We start from the raw sequence: 24,075 nt of genomic DNA on the forward strand, positions 1-24,075 counted from the left end.
AATTTCGTTGGAAAGGTGCGCGAATGACGACATTATGGTGGTGGTGTGGGCTGGGGCTCATACTGCTGTGCATGGAAATGCTGTTAGGAACCCTGTATTTTTTGTGGCTAGGCATCGCTGCTTTGGTGATGGCGATGTTGTGCGCTGTTTTTACCGAGATGCCATTAGCGTTACAGGCATTGAACTACGCGGTGTTGTCTGCGGTTGCCCTCGGCGTGATGCGTAAGCTGGAAAAGCGTAAGCCTGCGTTACGTGTGGGCCAGGCACAAGGAGAAGAAATCGGTCGTGAAGGCATTGTGACGGTCGCGATTTCACCCCAGCAAGCAGGCAAGATACGCTTCAGCCAGGGGGTGCTAGGCAGCCGCGAGTGGGTGGCCTATGCCGATACTGCAATTGCCGAACAGCAAGCAGCGAAGATCGTTGCGGTAGAGGGTAACAGTTTGCGTGTGGTGCCTGTCTAGCCAGGCATTAACTTAATTGAATCAAGGGAGTAGTCATGACCGAAGTCAGTGTCATTGTGATCGTATTAGTAGTGATTGCCATCGTTAAAGGCGTGCGCATTGTGCCGCAGGGCGAGGAGTGGGTAGTTGAACGCCTGGGTAAGTTTGCCGGGATTTTAACGCCAGGGTTACATGTGATTAACCCAGTGTTGAGTACAGTCAGCTATAAAGTGACCACTAAAGATATTATCCTGGATGTGCCAGAGCAGGAAGTGATTACCCGCGATAACGCAGTGATTCTGGCCAATGCGGTAGCCTTTATCAAGGTGACTAATATTGAGCGCGCTGTATACGGGATTGAAAATTTCCGTGAGGCCATGCGCAATATGGTCCAAACCAGTTTGCGGTCTATCATTGGCGGCATGGATTTAAACCACGCATTGACCTCGCGTGACCGCATCAAGGCAGAGTTGAAAGAGGCGATTGCCGATGAGGCGCTGGATTGGGGGCTGACCGTGAAAAGCGTTGAGATTCAAGACATCAAGCCCTCTGCCAATATGCAGGATGCCATGGAGAGGCAAGCCGCTGCCGAGCGTGAGCGGGTGGCGGTGGTGACCGAGGCCGAAGGCGCCAAACAATCCCTGATTTTGAATGCAGAAGCGCGCCTGGAAGCGGCGCGCAAAGATGCAGAAGCGCAGATGGTCGGTGCCAAGGCGTCGGCCGAGGCGATCAAAATGATTACGGAAGCGGTGAAAGAAAATAACGCCTCGGCGACGTTCTTGCTCGGTGACCGCTATATTCAATCCCTGCAAAAAATGGCGGATTCCAATAACAGCAAAATCGTGGTCATGCCGGGTGATGTCGTCAGCGCTGTGAAAAGCCTGGTGGGTGGCGGCAAATAAGCCATCCCTCACTTTCGCCTGTTTCTTGTGTTTTCCAGCTGCGTCGAGGCCTGTTTGCCCGCAGCTGGCATATTTCCTGCATCTTCACTGCCTAAAATCATAATTCCTAAAAGGAGTGGCAGTGGCTATCCGTGTCGCTTTACATCACCGCACGCGTTATCAGTTCGACCGACTGGTCAATTTATCTCCACATGAAGTCCGCTTAAAGCCTGCCGCGCATGCGCGCACGCCTGTGCTGTCATATTCATTGACGGTGAATCCGGAAAAGCACTTTATCAATTGGCAGCAAGACCCTTACGGCAACTATATTGCCCGTTTTGTATTCCCCGAAATGGTGCGTGAGCTCGATTTTACGGTCGATTTGGTGGCAGACATGACCGTCATCAACCCGTTTGATTTCTTTGTGGAGAAGTATGCTGAGCACTTTCCATTCAGCTACACCGAGCAACAGGCGTTTGAACTGACCGCCTATTTGCAAGCGGAGCCCATGGGGCCTTTGCTCACGGAATGGATGGACGTCATACGCAGTGAGGTGGTGAAGCCGGAGGTTGGTATTGTCGATTTCTTGGTGGCTGTGAACCAGCGCCTGCAAGGGGCGATTGGTTACACCGTGCGCATGGAGCCAGGCATACAGACGCCGGAAGACACCTTGCAAAAACGTACGGGTTCCTGCCGTGACTCCGCCTGGTTGCTGGTGCAAGTGATGCGCCAGCTTGGCCTGGCGGCGCGCTTTGTTTCTGGCTACCTGATACAGCTAAAAGCTGATGTTGAGGCGCTGGATGGCCCCAGCGGCACGGATAAAGATTTTACCGACTTGCATGCCTGGACTGAAGTGTTCATCCCCGGCGCTGGTTGGGTCGGGCTGGACCCGACGTCCGGTTTGATGGCAGGCGAAGGGCATATTCCGCTGGCTTGCACGGCGTTACCATCTTCGGCCGCACCAGTGATGGGATTTACCGATGTCGCCGAAGTGACGTTTAGCCACGAGATGCGTGTCACCCGTATTCATGAAGATCCGCGTGTGACCAAGCCTTATAGCGAACAAGACTGGCAAGCCATTGTGAAGCTGGGCGAGCAGGTGGATAAACAACTGAACAAAATGGATGTGCGCCTGACGCAGGGCGGTGAGCCGACCTTTGTCTCGATTGATGATATGGATGGCGCGCAGTGGAACACCTTGGCGCTGGGGGAGCATAAGCGCCAACTGGCAGGAGATCTGGCATTGCGGCTCAAGGCCCAGTTCGCGTCTCACGGCTTTTTGCATTACGGCCAGGGCAAGTGGTATCCCGGTGAGCCGTTGCCGCGCTGGGCGATTAATATCTACTGGCGGCCTGATGGCAAGCCGGTATGGCGTGATGCCAGCCTGTTTTCTGCCGAAAGTGGTCAGGATGGCTACACTGCGAAACAGGCGCAGGCATTTGCGCGGCATCTGGCCGATATGCTGGGATTCCCGCCTGCCTGTGTGGTGCCTGCCTATGAAGATGTGTGGTCGCTGGCACAGCAAGAGCAGCAGTTGGCGCACAATATTGACCCGCTCAAGGCTGACTTGAAGGATGGTGCCGAGCGTAAACGGCTGGCCAATGTGCTGAACCAGGGTTTGGGATCGGTCGTCGGTTATGTCATGCCATTGAAGCCAATAGAGTCGCAAGTGGCCGGTGAGTGGCTGACCAGCAAGTGGCCATTGCGGCGCGAGCATCTCTATTTGCTGGCGGGCGATTCGCCCATGGGGTTGCGCTTGCCGCTTTCTTCATTGCCATGGCAACTGCCAGCGGAGATTGAACCGGAATTTGCGCTGGACTCGTTTACTGAGCAGGCGGCGCTGGGTGATGCCAAGGTGCCTAAGGTCAGGTTAAAACACAAAACAAGCCAGCCCACCGCGCGCGAAGTCATTCATACCGCCTTATGTGTGCAGGTCAGGCAAGGCCGCTTATATGTATTTATGCCACCGGTGACACGGCTGGAGGATTATCTGGATTTGCTGAGTGCCATTGAGCAGACCGCCAGTGACCTCAAGCTCAAGCTGTGGCTGGAGGGCTATACGCCACCGCGCGATAGTCGCCTGAAGTTACTCAGTGTGACACCAGACCCTGGCGTGATTGAAGTCAACATTCATCCGTCCAGCAGTTGGAAGGAACTGGTCGCGAATGTCAGCACCTTATATGAAGCGGCGCGTGTATGCCGGTTAGGCACAGAGAAATTCATGCTGGATGGCCGCCACACGGGGACGGGCGGTGGTAACCATGTGACGCTGGGCGGCGAAACAGCCGCCGACAGCCCGCTGTTAAGACGGCCGGATGTGTTGCGCAGCCTGATTACCTACTGGCAAAACCACCCTGCACTGTCTTATTTGTTTTCCGGTACATTTATTGGCCCCACCAGCCAGGCGCCGCGGGTGGATGAGGCGCGCGACGATAATTTGTACGAGCTGGGCATTGCTTTCCAGCAGATGGAGAAAATGCTGCCGCCGGGCAAAGAAAGTGCGCAGCCCTGGCTGGTCGACCGCTTGTTGCGGCATTTGCTGGTCGATTTGACCGGTAACACGCATCGCGCCGAGTTTTCTATCGACAAACTATATTCGCCAGATGGCCCGACCGGGCGGCTGGGGCTGGTGGAGTTCCGAGCGTTTGAAATGCCGCCGCATGCGCGCATGAGCCTGCTGCAAAGTTTGTTGTTACGTGCCCTGGTCGCACGCTTCTGGAAAACGCCTTATACCGGCAAGCTGGTGCATTGGGGCACTGAATTACATGACCGCTGGATGTTGCCACATTTTGTGGCACAGGATATGGCCGATGTGGTGGCCGACTTGCGTGCGGCAGGCTATGCCTTTGAGCAGCGCTGGTTTGAGCCGTTTGTCGAGTTCAGGTTTCCGCGTTATGGCACCGTGGCTTATCACGGCATAGAGCTGGAGCTGCGGCAGGCCATAGAGCCATGGAACGTGCTGGGGGAGGAGGTGTCTGGCGGCGGCACAGCGCGTTATGTGGACTCGTCCGTGGAGCGCATGCAGTTGCGTGTGCGTGGCCTGACGGACGGCCGACATGTGGTGACCTGCAATGGCCGTCCGTTGCCCTTGCAGGCAACCGGCAATGCGGGCGAGCATGTGGCAGGTATCCGCTTCCGCGCCTGGAACCCGTGGTCAGCCTTGCATCCGACCATCCCGGTACAAGCGCCTTTGGTGTTCGACCTGGTAGATACCTGGAGTGGCAAGTCATTAGGTGGGTGCACCTATCATGTGTCGCATCCGGGTGGGCGCAATTACAATACTTTCCCGGTCAATGCCAATGAGGCAGAGGCGCGCCGATTTGCCCGTTTCTGGGCGCATGGACACACGCCAGGCGAGATGTGTGTGGTAAAAGAACCACCTAACCCGCGTTTTCCGTTTACGCTGGACCTGCGTTGGCAGGCCAATGGGTGAACATCCTGTTACACTCATTGTCTTGTAATGTAATGTAATGTATTTTTTCTCCTGATCCCGCATGCAACCAGTGCTTAACCAACTGTATTTTTCTGACCGCTACAACGAACTGCTGGATAGCAGCGGTCAGGCACGTCCGCACTGGCAGGCCTTGCTGGCACAGCTGGAGTCTGAAGAGCCGACCGCCATGCGTAAACGCGTGGAAGCCGTGCAGCGCCAGGTGCGGGATAACGGTGTCACTTATAACGTCTATGCCGATACCCATGGCGTGCAGCGGCCCTGGGATCTGGATGTCCTGCCACTGATTATTCCGCAAGACGAATGGCAGCACATTGCCGCTTCGGTTGCACAGCGTGCTACCTTGCTTAACCAGGTATTGCTGGATGTTTATGGCGAGCAGCGGCTGTTGGCCGATGGTCAATTGCCCCCGGCATTGATTTACGGGCATAACGGCTTTTTGCCGTCTTGTGTCGGGATTCCACATTATGACAATATTGCATTGCATAGCTATGCCGTCGATATTGCACGCGCGCCTAACGGCCAGTGGTGGGTGGTGTCTGACCGCACGCAAGGGCCAACTGGCGCGGGCTATGCGCTGGAAAACCGTACCATTATTACGAGTGCGTTTCCCGAGCTGTTCCGTGACCTGAATATTGAGCGCCTGAGCGGCTTTTTTGCCAGCATGCGCGATAGTCTGGCGCACTGGGGACACCGCGTGGCGGATAACCAGGCACGAACGGTACCCGGTATCGCCGCGCTGGGTCAAGGGGAGCCGCCATTGGTGGTTATTTTGACCCCCGGACCTTATAACGAAACCTACCACGAGCAGTCCTTCCTGGCGGGCTACCTCGGTTATCCGCTGGTACAAGGTAGTGACCTCACCGTACGCAATGGCGTGGTGTGGCTAAAAACCATTGCCGGACTCAAGCCCGTGCATGCGATTTTGCGGCGTATTGATGACGACTACTGTGATCCGCTGGAACTGAATGCCGAGTCCTTGCTGGGTGTGGCTGGCCTGACGCAGGCCGCGCGATTGGGCAATGTGTTGATTGCCAATGCCCTGGGTGCCAATTTGCTGCAATCTGGCGCCTTGCTCGGTTTCTTGCCTAACTTATGCCAGTCAGTGTTAGGCGAAACCTTACGTATGCCTTCGGTGGCTACCTGGTGGTGTGGTGAACCAGCCGCCCTGGAATATGTGATCCAGCACCTGGATGACCTCGTCATCAAACCGGCTTATCCGCAAGTGCGGTCATCCCCCATTTTTGGGGAGGATTTGAACCCGGGCCAAAAAGAATCGCTGATTGCCAAGTTGCGGGCGCAACCCGACCACTATATTGCGCAGGAGCAAGTGGATATTTCGCATGCGCCGGTGCTGACCAGCCACCAGAGCCATCCGCAAATCGGCTCGCTCGCCGTGAGTTTGCGGGTGTATGCCTTTGCGACGCCTAACGGCTATGCCATCCTGCCAGGCGGCTTGTCGCGCGTGGCCAGCGGTAAAGATGCCCGCGTGGTCACCATGCAGCGTGGCGGCACCAGCAAAGATACCTGGGTGCTCTCGCCTGACAGCCAACCGCCGTTCAGCCTGTTGCGTAAAACCAGCTCCAGCCAGGACCTGGTGCGTGAAAATGCCTACCTGTCCAGCCGCATGGCAGAAAACCTGTTCTGGTATGGCCGTTACTCAGTGCGTAATCTGCAAAAAGCCATCATGTTACGTGCCACCATCCGCGCCTTGCTCGAGTACACGCCGGAGATGCGCGACGGCGAGTGGGCGACCATGCAGGGCTTGTGCCAGTGGTTTGACCTGTTACCCAACCCGGAAGATGAAGAGGCCATTGCCAGCTGGCAACCCTGGACGGATGATGATATTGAACCGTTGCTGATTCAGGCCGTGTTCTCACAACAGTCCAGCAGTCTGGCTACCAGTGTGCAGCAATTGTTTCAGCAGGCATTCAACCTGCGTGAACGCATTTCGAATGACCACTGGCGGACGGTGAACGTATTGTCACGCCTGTTTATTACCCGTCACCAGCATGCCACTCTCCAGGATGCCTTGTCTTATATTGAGCAGGCCATTAATCATTTCGTTACCCTGACGGGCTTTGCCATGGACTGGATGACGCGTGACCTGGGCTGGCGTTTTATGTCCCTGGGGCGACGCATAGAGCGCTTGCAGTTTATGTGTGTGCTGTTGAGCCGTGCGCTCGGCATGCCACAGCACAGCAACCTGGAGTGGTTGTTGCAGGTCACCAATAACCTGGTCACCTATCGGGCCCGTTATGCTGCACAGCCAGAGTGGTTACCGGTGCTGGATTTGTTGTTGATGGATGATAATAACCCTAATTCTGTGGTGTTCCAGATCAAGGGCCTGGTCAAATACCTGGAAGAAATGGACGCGCAGGACAATGCGGGCGGCATCGCCACTGAGCTGAATAATTGCTGGCAGGCATTGTTGCAACTCGATCCTGATCAATCTTTTACGGCAGGAAATACTGCTTTGGCCGAGTGGCTTAACCGCACCTATGCGGTGACGCTCACCTTGTCAGACCGCTTGAGTCTGCGTTTTTTCAGTTATGCCAGTCCGCTGGTGACACCTGGGCATTAAGGGAAAGTGATGCGCTACCAGGTCGAACATCAAACCGTGTATAGCTACGATACGTCTGTGATCCAGTCGCAACAGTTATTGCATATGATGCCGCGCCAGACGGACTTCCAGCAGTGCGTTTCTTATACCCTTGCGTGTGAGCCATCGCCTGCCGAGCAATCGCGGCGCTGTGATTTTTTTGGCAACCATAATGATTATTTGACACTGCTGACCCCGCATCAGTCACTGGAAGTCACTTCACGTTTTCAGGTTGATGTACAGCCGCGCCCCACCATGCAAACACTCATGCAAAGCCCCGCTTGGGAGCAGGTGCAGGCTATGTTGCAATTGCAGGGGACGCAGCATCTCGAAGCCACGCCGTTTATTTATGCCACGGCAAGAGTGAAATGCAGTGAGGCGTTGGCCACGTTTGCACAAACGTGTTTTACGCCGCAACGTCCGTTGCTGGAGGCCGCGATGGCGTTGACACAGCAGATCTACGCCGAATTTGAATTTGATGCGCAGGCAACAGACATTTCAACGCCGCTGGATGAAGTACTCAAAGGCCGCCGCGGCGTCTGCCAGGATTTTGCTCACCTGATGATTGGTGCTTTGCGTTCATTGGGCCTGGCATGCCGTTATGTCAGTGGCTATATCCTCACACATCCTCCCGCAGGCCAGCCACGGCTGGTGGGCGCAGATGCTTCACATGCCTGGGTATCCGTCTATTGCCCGGTCAATGGCTGGGTGGACTTTGACCCGACCAACAATTGCCTGGTGCAGCAGGAACATATTACCGTGGCCTGGGGGCGCGATTTTGGGGATGTGTCGCCCATGCGCGGCGTGGTGCTGGGGGGCGGCCAGCAGCAACTGACAGTCAGTGTGACGGTGACACCATTAGCGTACGCCGCCTAGCGTCATTTTCAGTGCTATTTAGCCGTTGATTTGATATTGATCAACTCTCGGCGTTCGTACAACGTTTAATCTACGCCATGTGAGGAGTAGGTAAGTAGTAAAGTCCACGTTAGCCCCGACTTGTCGGGGCATTTTTTTACCTATCGTGATTAGCCATAGCGCTTTTTATACTCGTCTTTAAGTAGTTGCCTGAATTCAGACATGGTCATCGACAAGGCGCCGCCAGGGTCATTTTTACGCCAGCGGCCTATGCCTTTGGGACCTGCCGCTTCGTCATGGCCGAGGACATAATCAAAATCAAAGACGCTGGGATTGTTTGCCTTGGCCCAGAGCAAAAACTCAAGCAGAGTGGTTTCCTGCGCTTTGGTGTAGGGGAGATAAGCCCCAGCCAGGATGTTGTCGGTATTTTTATCAATCACACGCACTTTTTTGGCGTCTATTGGTTGCTTATGGCTGGTATCCCAATAGGTGTAATACTTACCGTTATGCACCTCTAGCCGCCCCGGGTTGGTGATTTCTATGCCGACCAGAAAATTGGACACGCCATTACATTTCGCACCAGCAATGGTCCAGGCACTTTCCCCAGCGTGGTAGCCCCATTGGTTGAGCGGGTTTGCCTGTACCAGTTTGCCATCGGTGCTGATGCAGCAAAAGAAATACGGGCTGCTAGTAATGGCGCTCACCGCGTTTTCCAGCCCTTTGGTGTATTGCCCGGCTGTGAAGTGCACAATCGCGCCATAAGGATAGGCTTTCGGGTATTCACCCTGGGCGGCGCGTTTAATGTCGGTGCGTATGACGGCTTCCGGGTACCACAGTTTTCTTTCGCCGACCGGATAACGCTTTTTTTCTGGGGCAGCTTCCTCAGGATGCAGGCTGGGGCGCGGTGGTTCGGGTGGCCTGAACTCTTCGGGAACCGGCTCTTCCAGCAGTTGTGACAGGATTTCAATCTGGCTGAGCGCCAGTGCATCGACTTTGGGGTCGGCAGACAGCCTGGCAATTTGCATGGCTGACCAGCGCAAGGTATACAGTTTTGCTTTATCCATGGAGGGGCTCCTTGATTGTTTAAGTGCCGCCACCTGTTCATCCACGCTGCTGTGGCGATCTCTGTATGGCATGAGCAGCCTCTGCTGCTGTCATGTGGTTTTATATTAGCCGCTCTTTGTTAAGTTGTGTTTGTTTGATGGTGTGTTGGCAACAAATAAACCCATGTCTGCCAGCAAGTGTGTGTTTAGCCGCAACGCAGTCGCGGTAAAATGGTGTTTTATTTCATCAATGAGCGTTGTCAGTGATTAAAGCGGCTATTTTTGACATGGACGGTCTGTTGATCGACTCTGAGCGCATTATTATGCAAGGCTGCATACAGGCGGCGGCCAGCATAGGCATTACTTATACCCAGGCCGAATATGTCGAATTGGTTGGGCGAGTATGGTCTGACTCGACCCGGCTGATGACGCAGCAGTTAGGGAGCGAAGCCAATTTTCAGCACGTGATGCAGGGCCTGAATGCTTTTCTCGACGCGCGCGACCATGCGTTTCCACTCAAAAACGGCGCACATGCCTTGTTGCAGTACTATCAGTCGCAAGGCGTTGTGTGCAGCGTGGCTTCTTCTTCGCCCATGCCGCATATCACACATCGTTTAACCCACACTGGCGTGCTGGATTACTTTAGCCATGTCACCAGCGGGCAAGAGGTGAAGCGCGGCAAACCCAATCCGGATATTTATCTACTAGCGCTGGAAAAACTGGGCTTGCACGCAGACGAATGCATTGCCTTTGAAGACAGTGAGCTGGGAGCACAGGCGGCGATTGCTGCAGGTTTGCGCGTGGTGGTGGTGCCAGACCTCAGGCAACCTAGCGAGCAAGTCCGTGCAGGGGCACATCAGGTGGTTGAGAGTTTGCAGCACTGGCTGGCGCACCATGAGACGCTCGCGGGTTGTGTCATTTAGTTCGAGCTTCTCGGGCTGAGTAACCAGGCCGTTTCCTCAGCAGGATATTGCCCTTTCAAGCCTTTTTCCATGAATACACTGGTCAGTTCTGTGCACTGGTAATGCGCCTGGTAGTGCGCGCCAACTTCTTCTTTGTTGACGCTAAACGGCGGGCCTTGCAATAGCGATTGGTCATAGGCAAAGCTAATCAGGAGTTGCGGCGCGGTGTGCGTGAGATTGATTAAGTGCTGGCTGTACTGCCGGCGCATTTCATTCGGCAGCGCAATCAGGGCGGCACGGTCATATACGGCATCCACAGGCCCAAGCAGCGTCCGGTCCAGCGCGAAAAAATTACCTTGAAAGACTTCTAACTGGGCTGTGCGGTAATGCTTGAGTGTGCCTGTCTGCGTGATTTCAGGAACGAGGTTGAGTTCAGCAAACAAGGCATCTACGGCTATGGCGCTAAGTTCGGCGCCCACCACTTGCACGCCTTGCGCCAACAGCCAATGGATATCCAGCGTTTTGCCACAGAGCGGCACCAATATACGGTGACCGGGCTGCAATTTGAGTGCCTCAACATGGGCCAGTAAAAACGGGTTGACCTCATGTAAGTGAAAGCCGATTTGCTGGTGTTGCCAGCGTTGATGCCAGAAGTCGTGATGCATGATATGCGGGTCATGAAAAGCAGCGCATAGTATAAGGCAGATATGCTTGCCAGATTACTTGCCCGCTAACTGGCTCAGTTTGGCTTGTGCTTCCAGTACCCCTTCTTCTACCCCGGCGGCTTCTGTAAGCTTGGCGACATTGTCACGCGTGAAAAAACCATCAAAGCCATCATAACGTTGCACGTATTCAATAATCAGTGACGAGTGCTCAGAGGCATTGGAGAAAATCTGCTTCAGGCCTTCTTCTTTTGAGCCTATCACATCCAGCAAAAAGCCCTTGCCCTGGCTGGCAATGGCATTGACGACAAAGTCGATATTTTCTTTGCCATCGCGCGTACCGTCTTTCACCGACAAGGCAATATGATGCAGGCGCGGGCCATAGTTGCGCACAAAGGTTTCAGTAGGAGAGGGCAATTTTTCCAGGTGATTGACGAAGTAAGGCGTGTTGTTGGCGGTGAACACTTTGGCCGGGCTCTTGGTTTCGGCAAAGCCGTGCACGCTCTTGGTCACATTGGTAGAGGAGTTCTGGTCCCAGATATTGTAAGCGCCCCAGAAAAAGTAGCTGGACCAGGATAAATATTCCAGGATGGCCACTTCGCGGTTCTGGCTATACACGCGCGTGGCCAGGTGGTCTACCGGCAAAATCAGGTCGTCGATACGTAGCTTGGCTTGCTGGTCTTTGGCTTGCTCATAGGCGGCCTGTACATCCGCGCGTATGGTGCTGATACCTAGCGAGTATACCCGCAGTTCGCCAGGCTCGCGTTTCATATAGCCGACGATATTGTGCGTGTACGGTGACGGCTTGCTGATGGCCACATTGCCTGGTAATTCCAGCTTGCGCACCTCGTCTTGCGTGAAGAAGCGGAACTCGCGTTCTTCCTGTAATTTCACCACTTCATGCATATTGCTGACGCGGATTATTTCACCCATATAACGGCTGTTAGGCTTGCGCGCGCCCACCGGGTAAATCTCATTCAGCGAGCGGAAAATGCCGCGCAGGTTAGGGTCTTTCACCTCGCGCACCAGTAAATCCGGCGAGTTGAGGTCTATGCGTAATACATGGGTCCAATGTTTTTCACTCTCCAGCGTAACCAGGTAATGGTAGGAGGTCATCAGCGACAATTCGGCGATATATTGAATCGAATGATCCGGGTCCACCGTAATCATTAACGCATCAATTTCCTGAATCATCTCGGTCAGGCCCATCTGGTCACGCTCTTCCAGCAGTTTTTGCAGATACTCCTCAAAGAAGGCGGAATTTTGTTTATCGCCGTGGCGGGCAAAGTCGAGAGAGTTAATCATGGTGCTTTAACATTCAATGTAAAACCATGTTTAAGCAAGGCGCGTTCCACTTGGCTTTGCCGGAGAAAACCAAGTACTATCAGTGAGTTGGCGTCGAGGGATGCACACAGTGCCGCCATGGCTGCCCTGTTTTAGTGCTTGAAGTTCTGGGTATTTAACGGCCTTTGCCACTGAGTGAGCCGCGTTTGAGAATCGGGTCGTCGTAGGCAATGCAGCGCCCCATGCCCAAAAAGCTGGGCCGCATGCCTAAAGGGCAGCCGTTGCTGCGCTCAAACTCCTCCACTTTGACTTTGGCCACTTCTGCTTTCTTGGCATCCTTAAACTCCCAGTAGCCATTGGAATGTAGGATCACCTCGTCGCCCTCCGGTGTCTTGGCTTGAATGTCGTCAGGTTGGCTGGACGTTGCTTTAGCTGAACCTGCAATGAAGCATAGCAACATTATGAGTGTGACAGAGGTGCGCGGCATCTATTGACCTTACAAAGCAAAAGTTGCAGTAAGACTAAGGCAAACACGTTAGAAAGTACAGACCTTCGCGAAGGACATGTATTTCCTTTGCACAGTCTTGCAGTTTTAAGCTAGGATAGCGGCGACGGAGAGAGGGTAACAACATGTATAAATTTAAAAGTTTTTTGATTGTGCTAGCGATGGCTGTATCTTTAGTCAAGACTGTGAATGCTGCGACAGTGACTATTGATTTCGAAAGCCTAAAGCAGAATGACATTGGCTATACCTTCATTGCAGGCCCTTATGTTGATTCAGGCTATACTTTTACGGCTTCGAATCCTGTTCCTTACAGTTTTGCAAGTGCAGGTGCATTTGACCCCCGTTTTGCCGGGAGTACTGCGCTCACTACTTTTAATTCGGGTATGGTTTTTGTGGAGAACAATACAGGCACCAGCTTTGATTTCCTGTCAGTCGATCTTGCGCCAGTGACGCTGGGGTTGAATGATCCTTTTGGCGTTGATCGCGAAGTAGGAGTGCCATATCAAACCACTATTTATGGCCTTAAAGTGGATGGGACTATTGTTAGTCAGGTAATCACTTTACCCAATTCGAGTGCCGAGAATATATTGACGGCTTATTCATTGGTAGGATTTACCGGATTAACTCAATTTGCGATTGATAGTTCTGCATTTCCTGGCGTGCAATTTGATAATATCGTTTTGCAGACAGTCTCCGGGGTTCCTGAGCCATCCGTGCTTTCGTTGGTTGCACTGGGCTTGCTATTGATGACGCTATATTCAATGAGAAAATCTCGCTGAATGTTAACCCGATTAATAAAAAAGCTCCGTTAACGGAGCTTTTTTATTAATTTGTCATGCCATTATGCCTGAGCAAAGCATCCATGCTCGGCTCACGGCCTCTAAAGGCGACAAACGACTCCATGGCCGGGCGGGCACCGCCTTGCGCCAGCACTTCGTTTTTAAAGCGGCTACCCGCCGTTTCAGACAGTACGCCCAGTTCTTCAAACAGGCTGTAGGCATCGGCAGACAGCACTTCAGCCCATTTGTAGCTGTAGTAGCCTGCGGCATAACCGCCGGCAAAAATATGACTGAAACTGTTCGGGAAGCGGTTCCATGAGGGTGGTCGCAGCACGGCGACCTCGTTACGCACTTGCTCCAGGACATCCAGCGCGGTTTGTTTGCTCGCCGGGTCAAAGGTGCTGTGCAAACGCATATCGAACAGCGAAAACTCGATTTGGCGCACGGTCTGCATGCCGGCCTGGAAGTTTTTGGCGGCCACCATTTTGTCGAACAATACACGCGGCAACTGCTCACCACTGTCCACGTGGGCAGTCATATGACGTAAAACATCCCATTCCCAGCAGAAGTTTTCCATAAACTGGCTGGGCAGCTCTACCGCATCCCATTCCACACCTTTAATGCCAGACACGCTGTATTCATCCACTTGCGTCAGCATGTGGTGCAAGCCGTGACCAAACTCATGGAACATGGTAATGACTTCGTCGTGTGTAAACAGGGCAGGCTTGTCGCCGACGGGTGCCGAGAAGTTACAGGTCAGGTAGGCGACAGGCAGTTCAATGTCGTTGGCGGTTTTGCGGCGCGTGATGCATTCGTCCATCCAGGCGCCGCCGCGTTTGCCTTGGCGGGCATATAAATCCAGGTAAAAGTAGGCGATCGGCTGACGCTGCTGGTCGCTGATCTCGTAAAAGCTGGCGTCTTTATGCCATAGCGGGGCATCAGTTTTGCGTACTTGTACGCCAAAAATAGTTTCCACCACTTTAAACAGGCCAGCCAGCACTTTGTCTTCGGGAAAGTATTGTTTCACTTCCTGGTCAGAGAAAGCATATTTTTCTTCGCGCAGTTTTTCGCTGATAAACGCCACGTCCCAGGCTTGCATATCGCTAAAGCCGAGTTTTTCAGCATAGGCTTTTAACTCGGCCATGTCTTTTTCAGCGTAGGGTTTGGCGCGTTTTGCCAGGGTGTCCAAAAAGTCGATCACTTGTGCTGGAGTATCGGCCATCTTGGTCGCGAGCGATAGCTCTGCATAGTTGCCAAAGCCCAGTAGTTGCGCTTCTTCGCGTTTGAGTTTCAGCAGGTCGGCAATCAGGTGCGTGTTATCCCACTCCGGTTTGCTAAACTCTGAGGCACGTGTGGCATAGGCACGATAAAGCGTTTCACGCAGTGCGCGGTTTTCGCAATACTGCATGACTGGCATATAAGAGGGAAAGTGCAAAGTGAACAGATAGCCTGTTTTGCCCTCTGCCTTGGCGGCCTCAGCCGCCGCTTGCAGGGCATCTTCCGGCAGGCCACCCAGTTCGTCTGCCGTTGCAACCAAGTGTTTGAAGTCGTTGGTGTTGTCGAGAATGTTCTCTTCAAACTTGCTGCCCAGCTTGGATAATTGTTCGGCAATTTCTTTAAAACGCACTTTCTCTGCGGCTGGTAACTCAGCACCACCGAGTTTAAAACCACGCACTTCATTGTCTATGATTTTTTGCTGCGCACGGCTGAGTGTGGCATAGCCTGTGCTGGCCTGGATGGCTTTATATTTGTTATACAGGCGCTCATCTTGCGACAGGTCGCTATAAAAGTCAGTCAGTTTGGCCAGGTTGTCATTGTAGGCCTCGCGCAACTCTGGTGTGTTGACCACGGCATTCATATGGCCGACTGGCCCCCAGCTACGTGATAATTTTTCAGAGTAATTCTCAATTGGCTGCACAAAATTCTGCCAGTCAGGTGTTTCGCTGGTGGTCGCTAATTGCTCAACCAGGGCACGGCCTTCGGTCAGCAGGCTGTCTATCGCCGGAGACACATGCTCGGGGCGGATATCATTGAATTTTGGCAGGCCGTTAAAAACGAGTAATGGATTAGTGCTCACAACGGTATCCTTTGAGGGTTGCAATATCTGATAGAGGCCTATTATTGGCCAAATGTTCGCGTTTGGGTGATTGTATATATTGATGATGGTGATGAGTTTACTAAATGCAAGAGGCTGCGCACCTCTTGCTAAAGCAGCTCGCCGTTATATTTTTTAATCAGTGGGACAATTTTTTCCAGGTCATTGAATGACAGGATTTTTTTGGCCTGCTTGGCCAGTACACTCTCTTCGCTCTGCAGGATTTGCGATTTCACGCTCAGGATATGGGCCGGGTGCATGGACAACTGGCGCATACCCATGCCGACCAGCAGGCGCGTCAATTTGATATCGCCCGCCATCTCACCACAGACCGAGACTGATTTGCCATATTTGGCGGCGGCCTGAATCGTGATCTGGATCAGGCGCAGCACTGCCGGGTGCAGTGGGTTGTACAAATGTGCGACGGCGTCATCCGCGCGATCAATCGCCAGCGTGTATTGAATGAGGTCGTTGGTGCCTATCGATAAGAAGTCCAGTTCTTGTGCAAAAGCGTCTGCATTAATGGCGGCAGCAGGGATTTCTATCATGCCGCCGAGCTGGATCTGCTCGTCAAACCGAATTTTTTGCTGGCGTAACGACTCTTTGGCTCGTTCCAGCAATAGTTTTGTTTGGCGTAATTCAGCCAACGTCGACAGCATGGGAATCAGGATTTTAACTTGCCCGTAATGCGACGCGCGCAACAGTGCGCGGAACTGCGTATGGAAAATATGTGGCTCGGCCAGGCAATAGCGCACGGCGCGCAAACCTAGTGCGGGGTTGGTGGCGGTGACCACCTCATCCGGGTTGAGTTGTTTATCGGCACCGATATCCAGAGTGCGGATAGTCACCGGGTGGCCTTTCATGGCCTCGGCCACGTGTTTGTAGGCCTCGAATTGTTCCTGCTCGTCTGGCATTTCTGCACGGTTCATAAACAGAAACTCGGTCCGGTATAAACCGACCCCCACCGCACCGGAGGCTTTGGCGCTAATCACGTCTTCCGGCACTTCAATGTTGGCGAATAAATCAATCGCCACGCCATCCACTGTCACTGCTTTGGTCGTTTTGATCAGTTGCAGTTTTTGTTGCGCCAGTTGCCACTGGTTTTGTTTGAGTTGATACTCGGACAGGACTTCCGGGTCTGGATTGACGATGACCACGCCTGCGGCACCGTCTACGATCATCAGCTCGCCATCGTTGATTAAATCACGGGCACGTTGCAGCGCCACAATGGATGGAATATTCAGGCTGCGTGCGAGGATGGCGGTGTGCGAGGTGACGCCGCCGACATCGGTAATAAACGCAGCAAACTGGTGGTGTTTAAACTGGATGGCGTCGGCTGGTGACACATCATGTGCGACCAGGATCATGGCGCGCTCTTGCCGCGCTTGCAGTTTCTTTTCGCTGGCAGCCAGTTGGTCGCGGCCCAGCAATACCTTGATCACGCGCTCAACAACTTGCACCACATCCTGTTTGCGCTCACGTAAATAAGCGTCTTCAATGGCGTCAAACTGGGCAACAATATCGTCCATTTGTTGCTTGAGCGCCCATTCGGCATTGCACAACTCATTGCGGATAATCGTCTTGGGTGCCTCGGAGAGTGACTTATCCGTTAGCATGGCCAAATGTGTATTAATAAATGCACTCAGTTCGGCAGGCGCATTTTTTGGGAGCTGGGACTTGAGCTGTTCCAGGTCCTGCTTGACCAGGTCAATGGCACGCTCAAAACGGGCGATTTCTTCATCGACGCCATCGGCATCTATTTTAAAATGCACCACCTCCAGCAAGGCATGGGAGATCAGGTGTGCATGGCCAATGGCAATGCCACTGGACACGCCCACACCGTGCATGCTGAAACTGGTCAATTATTCGCCCTCACCAAAGTAGTCGTTCACCAGCGCCTGCAGCGCCGCAATTGCTTGCGCTTCATCTGCGCCCGTGGCTTCGATATCAATGATGCTACCTTTGGCGGCAGCCAGCATCATGACCCCCATAATGCTTTTGGCATTGACGCGTCTGCCGTTTTTTTCCACCCAGACTTCACTCTTGAACTGGCTGGCAGTTTGGGTGAATTTAGTGGAGGCACGTGCGTGCAAGCCGAGTTTATTGATAATTTCGAGAGAGAGTTTTGCCATAGATGTTTAAGTTATTGGGCGTGGTGACAAGTGGTTTTGGTAAAGTGGACGACGCCATCGCGACCGCCACTCAGAGCTTTCTGGATACAGGAGTGCAGGCCTTCATGGCGGTAATTCAACACACGTACCAGCATGGGCAGGTTGACCCCGGCGACGCCTTCAATTTCATCAGGCGTCAGCAATCGGGTGACAATGTTGCAGGGCGTCGCGCCATAAATATCTGACAAGACCAGTACACCCTGACCACTATCCAGTTGCTTCACCAGTACCTGCGCCTTGGGCAATACGCTGGCCGGGTCGTCATGTTTGGAAATTTCCAGGAAATCCAGCTGTGCCGGGCGATTACCCATCACATGGGTTGCGCAATCGATCAGGCTGGGGCCCAGGCTGCCATGCGCAATAATCAATACACCAATCATAATTTTGCTCTCAGACTCCGTAATTTAAGGGCTAACCGTGGCATGGGCATCCTGTAATTCACGATGACGGATCATGACCTGATGCTGTTGCTTGAAATATGCCCCCAGTTGTTCCACTAGATAGACGGAACGGTGTTGCCCCCCTGTGCAGCCAATGCCGATGGTGACATAGCTGCGATGGTCGTGATAAAAGCTTGGTAGCCATTTTTCTATATAGTGCTGAATGTCACGCTGCATTTCAAGCACCATGGCTTCGTTTTGTAAAAATTGCTGAATTGGCGCCTGCTTGCCATTGTAAGGACGCAAAATCGGGTCGTAATGCGGGTTAGGCAGGCTGCGCACATCAAATACAAAGTCGGCATCCAGCGGGATACCATGTTTGAAGCCGAACGAAATAAACGATAACACCAGCGAGTGCGGCCGTGCCTCTTGGTAGCCTTGCTCAATTTGCAGCATCCAGTCGCGCGTATGGTGGCGCAAGGCATTGGCTGACAAATTGCTGGTGTCTACATGATGCCCCAGGTTATTCAGGCCAGAGAGCAGGTCGCGTTCGTGGTTAATGCTTTCAGCCAGCGCCTGATCAGGTGTGCTGAGTGGATGTTTGCGGCGTGTTTCAGAAAAGCGTTTGACCAGGGTTTCCAAGCTGGCATCCAGAAACAGCAGATGCCCGGCAATGCCTTGTGTTTTCAGGGCTTGTACGATGTCGGCCAAAGACTCAATGGCAATGCTGCGGCTATCAATGCTGACTGCCACTTTGGCGGCATCGCGGTCGGCAACGTGGCTTTGAATATGCGGCAGCAGGGTGGCGGGCAGGTTATCAATACAGTAATAACCGCTGTCTTCAAACACACGCAGCGCGATGGTTTTACCCGAGCCTGATAAGCCTGTGACAATCACCAGTTGCATGCGCGTGACCACTTTTTGTTCATCGTAATTTGCTTTCTCTGAGCATGATTTGTTTTTGCCGCTGGGTGAGCTGCTTGGTGGCATTGACGCCGCGCAGCAACAGCATATGGTTACGCACGGCGGCTTCAACCAGCACCGCAATGTTTCGGCCAGCCGCAATCGGGATAATGACCTTGCTGACCTCAACATCCAGCACATGCTGGGTTTGCCGGTTTGCACTCAAACGGTCCAGGTCTTGCGGCTTCATTTCATCGGCCAGTTCCAGCTGTATCATCATATCCAGCGGTTTAGTCGGTTTGACCGCATTATCGCCATAGAGTGCGCGGATGTTCAAAATGCCCAGGCCGCGCACCTCCAGAAAATCCTGCAACAACTCGGGGCAACGCCCTTCAATGCGCTCGGGGGAGATACGGTAAAAGTCGACAATATCATCTGCCACCAGGCGGTGCCCGCGTGAAATCAGCTCCAGCGCGAGTTCGCTTTTACCAATGGCCGCGCTACCGGTAATCAGCACCCCAAACCCCTGCACCTCCATAAACACGCCGTGCATGCTGGTGGTTTCTGCGGTGGACACCGCCAGATAATGGCTGAGCAACTCCATGAGCTGCGGGCTGATCATGGGCGTGGTAAATAAAGGGGTTTGTGTTTGCTGGGCGGCTTCCAGCATGATAGGCGGCACTTTTTCACCGTTGGCGATGACCACCATGGCCAGGTCAGTTGAAAATAAATTACTCACCGCCTGTTGCAGCGCGAGGATGCTCAGGCCCGCCAGGTAATCCATTTCGGCACAGCCTAGCACTTGCACGCGGTTAGGGTGCACAAAATTCAAATGCCCGACCAATGCCAATGAAGGTTTGGTGACAGTGCCGGAATTCAGTATTTTTTGACTGCCAGACTCGCCTGCCACCCATTTCAATTTGAGTTTGCTGCGAATCTGTTTGTACAAATCAGCGACTGAGATTTGCGCCATACGCGTTATCAACATGTAAACATGGAATTGACAGCCATTTTACAACTGAATGTGGTGTGTCGGGCGTGAATTGACGTAAAAGCGGTGAAACGACGTAAAAGTGATGTGCTGAGGGGTGGGGTGAATTCTCTACCCGTACGGGTAGAGAATCGTAGGCAAGACTTAGGAACTTAACTGGTGTTTGACTGCGCCACCAGATTTATGGTGGTCACCGTTTTTTTCCTTATGTTTCAATACCTGACGGTCAAGTTTGTCAGTAAGCATGTCGATGGCACTATACATATTCTCGTCGCTGCAAGCCGCGTGCAAATCGTTGCCTGGTACATGCAGTGTCGCTTCAACCTTTTGGGCAAGCTTTTCAACAGACATGGTGACTTTGACATCAATCACATGATCGAAGTGATTGCTGATGCGGGAGAACTTGGATGACACGTACTCACGCAGTGCCGGAGTGATTTCTAAATGATGTCCTGTAAGTTGTAAATTCATGACAAACTCCTTTTTCTGAAATTATCCCATCGGATTTTTTCACCTATAAAAAAGAAGTGAAAGTTCGATAAGACAGTTTCAGTTTACTCTTTTGAGAAACAGATGCAACCCGGAAGTGAGGCGGATTTTTGATGTTAATCAGAAGTTGTGCAGACTTTTTTGCGAGCGCATGAGCGTCTGCGGGGCGGTGATTGTGGGTTACTTTGCTTTTCTTAATGTCAGGTTAATACGCCTGTTGCCTACGAGCGGGTGCTGGTTAGGCCTGATAGCGGCAACGCCGTGGTAAAAGCGCCGACTCTCACCTCCCCATACCACCACATCGCCATGGTGCAGGGGAATACGCACTGATTTGTCGCTACGTTTGGCACCACCGAACATAAAGGTCGCCGGTAGGCCGAGTGACACCGAAACGATGGGTTGTGAAAAGTCTGTTTCGTCTTTATCCTGGTGCAGACCCATTTTGCTGCCGGGCGCATAAAGGTTGATCAGGCAGCTATCGGGGATAAAGGTTGGGTAGCCTGCCTTTTCGGCAGCGGCTGCAGCCAGGGCCATGATGACAGCGGGGATCGCTGGCCATGGTTGTTGGCTTACCGGGTCATGTGCGCTGTAACCATAACCTTGCGGGCTGCTGACCCAGCCCCAGTGGCCCATGCTGCTGGTCTTGACGGACATGGGATGCCCCATAGGCGTCATCATCTGTTGTGCCGGATGTGCAGACAGGTGTTGCTGCAGGTAAGCCCACAGCGCTGGCATATAGGGCAAGGCAAAGCCTGGTAACCAGACAGCCCCCTCGGCGAGAGGGATGTGTTCTGCTGCTTGTTCAGAAAACAAATCCATGGCTTAAGGCATCCATTCGATACGCACATTTTTTTGTTTGGCCAACTGTTCCATACGTGGGATGGTGCGTTCCAAACGCAATAAATACTCTGCGGCAGATTCCTGGTGAAAGCCCATCACCATCACTGGCCGTTGGGTGCTGAGTAATTGCTCAAACTGGCTCAGTAATTGTTTGGCGCTGGTGTAATCGGCCATGGCGGCGTTATCCGGGTACTCCATCAACTGATAGCCCAGCGCATAGGGTTGGTCGAAGGGAGTGCTTTGCGGGTGCAATTGCTGTAGCAGTTTTACTAAGGGGCTGTCAGCATGCCAGCGTGTGGTGAGCAAGTTGGCATCAATACGCGAGCTGTCCCATAAGAAATGATTGGCTTCCAGTGCTGCTTGCAATTTGGGGCCAAACTGCCAGGCGCCTGCCCGAAAATGGCGCGGATATTTGAAGCCGTTGCTGACCATTAACTCGCTGGCGCAACTGACCAGGCGTGTCAGTTCCGTCTGGCTATAAGCATATTCCAGGCTGACGGTGTGGCCGCAACTGGCCTGTGTGCAGTGCTCGTCCGCGCCGGAAATGGAAGGCTCGGCCTGGTAGCTGATCCCGCAATATTTCACCAGTGTGCGCATGGGGTGTATATGCAGGCCGATGGTGTCGTGTGGCAACAAGGTGCTGCGAATCTGGCTGCCAATTTGCGCGCGGTTGATGCCTGGCTGGATAAAATATGCGGGATTAATCAGGTGCAGTAATGGCACCTGCGGAAATTGCTGCCTAAACTTTTGTATGGCTTGCAGGTTGTCGTCTTCTAGTGACAAACCTTCCCAGTCGACCGTCACCCACACCTGCATCACCTCTTGTGCCTGCACCAGCATTGGCAAGCTGAGAGCTATTGCGGCTAGCAATAGTGTGCTTCGCAAACAGTGATAAAGGTGGCGCATAGTAGCGTTCCTGACAAGCGGTCCGGGCGGGTGCGCCTATTCTCTTCATTTGACTGAGGCGGGTGCGCCTCATCTATATCGGCAGGGTCGCACGAGGTCAACGACGGCTCATCAGCGTGACCGCCTACTGCCTGATTCACTGCACCCGCCTGGCTATTTTAGGGGATTCTGCGGCAAGATGCCAATACACAGGCCGCTGGTAGGGATAGCGTATAATAGACGCCATGTCCTTATCCGTTCGTCAGATTCTTGCCCATCAGGGCTATGCGTTCCCCAAGTTGCTGACCTATCGTATTTTTATGGTGCTGTCGTACCAAATGATGATGGTTGCCATCGGCTGGCATATTTATGAAATCACCCATGACCCCTGGTCACTAGGCCTGATCGGTCTCGCTGAAGTCATCCCTTATATGGGCAGCGCCCTGTTTGCCGGGCATGCGGTCGATCATTATTTCTCGCGGCGTGGCTTTGCCATGGTTTCGGCTTTATTCCTATCGATGAATGCGGGTTTGCTGGTGTTGATTGCACAGCATCATCCACAGCACACCGAGTGGTGGATTTATGGCACGGTGGCGCTTACCGGCTTTGCGCGGGCGCTGATTTCGCCCAGTTACAACACCCTGTTTGCGCTGATTATTCCGCGTGCCTCCATTGCCAAAGCCTCAGGCATTGGCAGCTCCATGTTCCAGATTGGCCTGATTGTTGGCCCGGCCATTGGTGGCTTACTCATTGGCTTTGCCGATAAGTCGATTGCTTATGGCTTGTCTGCCATCCTGGCCCTGGCGGCGGCTATTGCCGCAACCACATTACGCGTGCAAGAACATCACAACCATGAGCCCATGAACGTGTTTGCCAGCATAGGCGAAGGCTTGCATTTTGTACGGCGCACGCAGGTGGTGTTGGGTGCGCAATTGCTGGATATGTTTGCCGTGTTGTTTGGCGGCACGGTCGCCATGTTGCCTGCGTTTGTACATGATGTTTACCAGATGGGCCCGGAAGGCCTGGGCGTGTTGCGTGCGGCGCCTGCGCTGGGGGCGATTGTGACCGGCCTCTGGCTGGCAAAACATCCGATTCATGAGCACAGTGGCCGCTGGTTATTATTGGCGGTGGCCGGGTTTGGCTTATGCATGATTGCCTTTGGCCTATGCAATACTTACTGGCTGGCGATTGTGATTTTAGCGATTTCCGGCATGATGGATGCGGTATCCGTGATCTTGCGGCAAACCATTCTGCAACTGGCGACGCCGGATAATATGCGTGGCCGTGTGTCGGCGATCAACGGTATTTTCATTGGTTCATCCAATGAACTGGGTGCGTTTGAGTCTGGCCTCACAGCTAGGCTCATGGGCCTGGTGCCGTCCGTCATATTTGGCGGCTGCATGACGATTGCCGTGGTCGGTGTCACCGCCATCAAGGCGCCTAAATTGCGCGACCTGCATCTTTCTCATCTGCATTAAAAAATCATGCGCGATCTGGAGTCGTTGTTTCAAGCCCTGCAACGCTCTACCTTTCGTACCGGTTTCCGCTTAAACACAAAAGACCTGCACTATTTGCAGCAAAAGGGCCTGCCTACGATACTGAATCATGCTGAAAGCTTTATCGCTGACAGGCTGGCGCCCGCAGTGGTGGCCAATGACGGCCAGCAAACGCCAATGCGCGGCCACCCGGTGTTTGTGGCACAGCATGCAACGGCGACTTGTTGCCGCGGTTGCCTCGCTAAATGGCATCGGCTGCCTGCAGGCCGTGCGCTGACGCTGGAAGAGCAGGCGTATATCGTGGTGGTGATTGAGCACTGGTTGCTGCGCTATTTACAAACGCCAGAAGCACATCAACCGCCTTAAAAACAAAAAAAGGGAGAAGGCCATTGGCACTTCTCCCTTTTAGGTATTACTTAAC

Annotated in this window: 22 protein-coding genes; 9 read left to right on the forward strand and 13 right to left on the reverse strand. The window is 53.2% G+C overall.

Annotation, left to right across the window (positions count from 1 at the left end; genetic code table 11):
- Positions 1-23: 23 nt before the first annotated feature.
- The 5 genes from ACIDE9_RS13865 to ACIDE9_RS13885 all read left to right on the forward strand — a co-directional run bounded on the left by ACIDE9_RS13865 (position 24) and on the right by ACIDE9_RS13885 (position 8,250).
- Positions 24-461, forward strand: a complete 438-nt coding sequence (locus tag ACIDE9_RS13865) for an NfeD family protein (protein ID WP_411995272.1) — start codon at positions 24-26, stop codon at positions 459-461.
- A 35-nt stretch (positions 462-496) separates the two neighbouring features.
- Positions 497-1,342: an SPFH domain-containing protein gene (locus ACIDE9_RS13870; RefSeq protein ID WP_411995273.1), complete on the forward strand. Its 846-nt coding sequence runs from the start codon at positions 497-499 to the stop codon at positions 1,340-1,342.
- Between the two features lie 121 nt (positions 1,343-1,463).
- A complete protein-coding gene (locus ACIDE9_RS13875; RefSeq protein ID WP_411995274.1) occupies positions 1,464-4,754 on the forward strand; it encodes a DUF2126 domain-containing protein in 3,291 nt (1,096 codons plus the stop codon).
- Positions 4,755-4,815: 61 nt separating this feature from the next.
- The gene (locus tag ACIDE9_RS13880; RefSeq protein WP_411995275.1) at positions 4,816-7,356 is read left to right on the forward strand and encodes a circularly permuted type 2 ATP-grasp protein; all 2,541 of its coding nucleotides are present in this window, start codon (positions 4,816-4,818) and stop codon (positions 7,354-7,356) included.
- A gap of 9 nt (positions 7,357-7,365) precedes the next feature.
- Positions 7,366-8,250 carry a transglutaminase family protein gene (locus ACIDE9_RS13885; protein ID WP_411995276.1) on the forward strand — a complete coding sequence of 295 codons (885 nt, stop codon included), beginning with the start codon at positions 7,366-7,368 and terminating at the stop codon, positions 8,248-8,250.
- Between the two features lie 149 nt (positions 8,251-8,399).
- Here ACIDE9_RS13885 and ACIDE9_RS13890 read toward each other — a convergent pair whose 3' ends face one another.
- Positions 8,400-9,293, reverse strand: a complete 894-nt coding sequence (locus tag ACIDE9_RS13890) for an N-acetylmuramoyl-L-alanine amidase (RefSeq protein ID WP_411995277.1) — start codon at positions 9,291-9,293, stop codon at positions 8,400-8,402.
- Positions 9,294-9,535: 242 nt separating this feature from the next.
- On the opposite strand from ACIDE9_RS13890, the gene ACIDE9_RS13895 reads away from it, so the two are divergent.
- Positions 9,536-10,195, forward strand: a complete 660-nt coding sequence (locus tag ACIDE9_RS13895; protein ID WP_194753806.1) for an HAD family hydrolase — start codon at positions 9,536-9,538, stop codon at positions 10,193-10,195.
- Here ACIDE9_RS13895 and tmpT read toward each other — a convergent pair.
- From tmpT to ACIDE9_RS13910, 3 genes are all read right to left on the reverse strand, one after another.
- Positions 10,192-10,839, reverse strand: coding sequence for a thiopurine S-methyltransferase (gene tmpT, locus ACIDE9_RS13900; RefSeq protein ID WP_411995278.1), 648 nt, complete (start codon positions 10,837-10,839; stop codon positions 10,192-10,194). The two genes, ACIDE9_RS13895 and tmpT, sit on opposite strands and share 4 nt — an antisense overlap.
- 54 nt (positions 10,840-10,893) lie before the next feature.
- Positions 10,894-12,141, reverse strand: coding sequence for a hypothetical protein (locus ACIDE9_RS13905; protein WP_194742406.1), 1,248 nt, complete (start codon positions 12,139-12,141; stop codon positions 10,894-10,896).
- Between the two features lie 154 nt (positions 12,142-12,295).
- Positions 12,296-12,607 carry a hypothetical protein gene (locus tag ACIDE9_RS13910; RefSeq protein WP_411995279.1) on the reverse strand — a complete coding sequence of 104 codons (312 nt, stop codon included), beginning with the start codon at positions 12,605-12,607 and terminating at the stop codon, positions 12,296-12,298.
- Positions 12,608-12,750: 143 nt separating this feature from the next.
- Between ACIDE9_RS13910 and ACIDE9_RS13915 the strand changes: the two genes are divergently transcribed.
- Positions 12,751-13,404 (forward strand): PEP-CTERM sorting domain-containing protein, encoded by a 654-nt coding sequence (locus ACIDE9_RS13915; RefSeq protein WP_411995280.1) that lies wholly within the window; start codon positions 12,751-12,753, stop codon positions 13,402-13,404.
- Between the two features lie 46 nt (positions 13,405-13,450).
- Here the strand turns inward: ACIDE9_RS13915 and ACIDE9_RS13920 are convergent, their stop codons facing one another.
- The 9 genes from ACIDE9_RS13920 to ACIDE9_RS13960 form a co-directional block, all read right to left on the reverse strand.
- The gene (locus ACIDE9_RS13920) at positions 13,451-15,481 is read right to left on the reverse strand and encodes a M3 family metallopeptidase (RefSeq protein ID WP_411995281.1); all 2,031 of its coding nucleotides are present in this window, start codon (positions 15,479-15,481) and stop codon (positions 13,451-13,453) included.
- A gap of 128 nt (positions 15,482-15,609) precedes the next feature.
- Entirely contained in the window at positions 15,610-17,361 is a 1,752-nt protein-coding gene (gene ptsP, locus ACIDE9_RS13925; protein WP_411995282.1) for a phosphoenolpyruvate--protein phosphotransferase, read from the reverse strand.
- Complete coding sequence (locus ACIDE9_RS13930; RefSeq protein ID WP_194752651.1) at positions 17,362-17,631, reverse strand: HPr family phosphocarrier protein; 270 nt, start codon at positions 17,629-17,631, stop codon at positions 17,362-17,364.
- Positions 17,632-17,642: 11 nt separating this feature from the next.
- Positions 17,643-18,050 (reverse strand): PTS sugar transporter subunit IIA, encoded by a 408-nt coding sequence (locus tag ACIDE9_RS13935; protein WP_019881015.1) that lies wholly within the window; start codon positions 18,048-18,050, stop codon positions 17,643-17,645.
- 24 nt (positions 18,051-18,074) lie between these two features.
- On the reverse strand, positions 18,075-18,956 hold the full coding sequence (gene rapZ, locus ACIDE9_RS13940; RefSeq protein WP_411995283.1) for an RNase adapter RapZ: 882 nt from the start codon (positions 18,954-18,956) through the stop codon (positions 18,075-18,077).
- Between the two features lie 19 nt (positions 18,957-18,975).
- Positions 18,976-19,926, reverse strand: a complete 951-nt coding sequence (hprK, locus tag ACIDE9_RS13945; protein ID WP_194742506.1) for an HPr(Ser) kinase/phosphatase — start codon at positions 19,924-19,926, stop codon at positions 18,976-18,978.
- A gap of 162 nt (positions 19,927-20,088) precedes the next feature.
- Entirely contained in the window at positions 20,089-20,415 is a 327-nt protein-coding gene (gene hpf, locus ACIDE9_RS13950) for a ribosome hibernation-promoting factor, HPF/YfiA family (RefSeq protein WP_194752653.1), read from the reverse strand.
- 198 nt (positions 20,416-20,613) lie between these two features.
- Positions 20,614-21,252 carry a DNA oxidative demethylase AlkB gene (gene alkB / locus ACIDE9_RS13955; RefSeq protein WP_411995284.1) on the reverse strand — a complete coding sequence of 213 codons (639 nt, stop codon included), beginning with the start codon at positions 21,250-21,252 and terminating at the stop codon, positions 20,614-20,616.
- 3 nt (positions 21,253-21,255) lie between these two features.
- Positions 21,256-22,113 (reverse strand): hypothetical protein, encoded by an 858-nt coding sequence (locus ACIDE9_RS13960; RefSeq protein ID WP_411995297.1) that lies wholly within the window; start codon positions 22,111-22,113, stop codon positions 21,256-21,258.
- 290 nt (positions 22,114-22,403) lie between these two features.
- Here ACIDE9_RS13960 and ACIDE9_RS13965 point away from each other — a divergent pair, with 290 nt between their 5' ends.
- Both ACIDE9_RS13965 and ACIDE9_RS13970 read left to right on the forward strand, forming a co-directional pair.
- Positions 22,404-23,636 (forward strand): MFS transporter, encoded by a 1,233-nt coding sequence (locus ACIDE9_RS13965; protein ID WP_411995285.1) that lies wholly within the window; start codon positions 22,404-22,406, stop codon positions 23,634-23,636.
- Between the two features lie 6 nt (positions 23,637-23,642).
- The gene (locus ACIDE9_RS13970) at positions 23,643-24,020 is read left to right on the forward strand and encodes a DUF4186 domain-containing protein (RefSeq protein ID WP_411995286.1); all 378 of its coding nucleotides are present in this window, start codon (positions 23,643-23,645) and stop codon (positions 24,018-24,020) included.
- Positions 24,021-24,075 lie beyond the last annotated feature (55 nt).

Source organism: Methylophilus sp. 'Pure River', from assembly GCF_046765995.1.
Lineage (GTDB): Bacteria > Pseudomonadota > Gammaproteobacteria > Burkholderiales > Methylophilaceae > Methylophilus.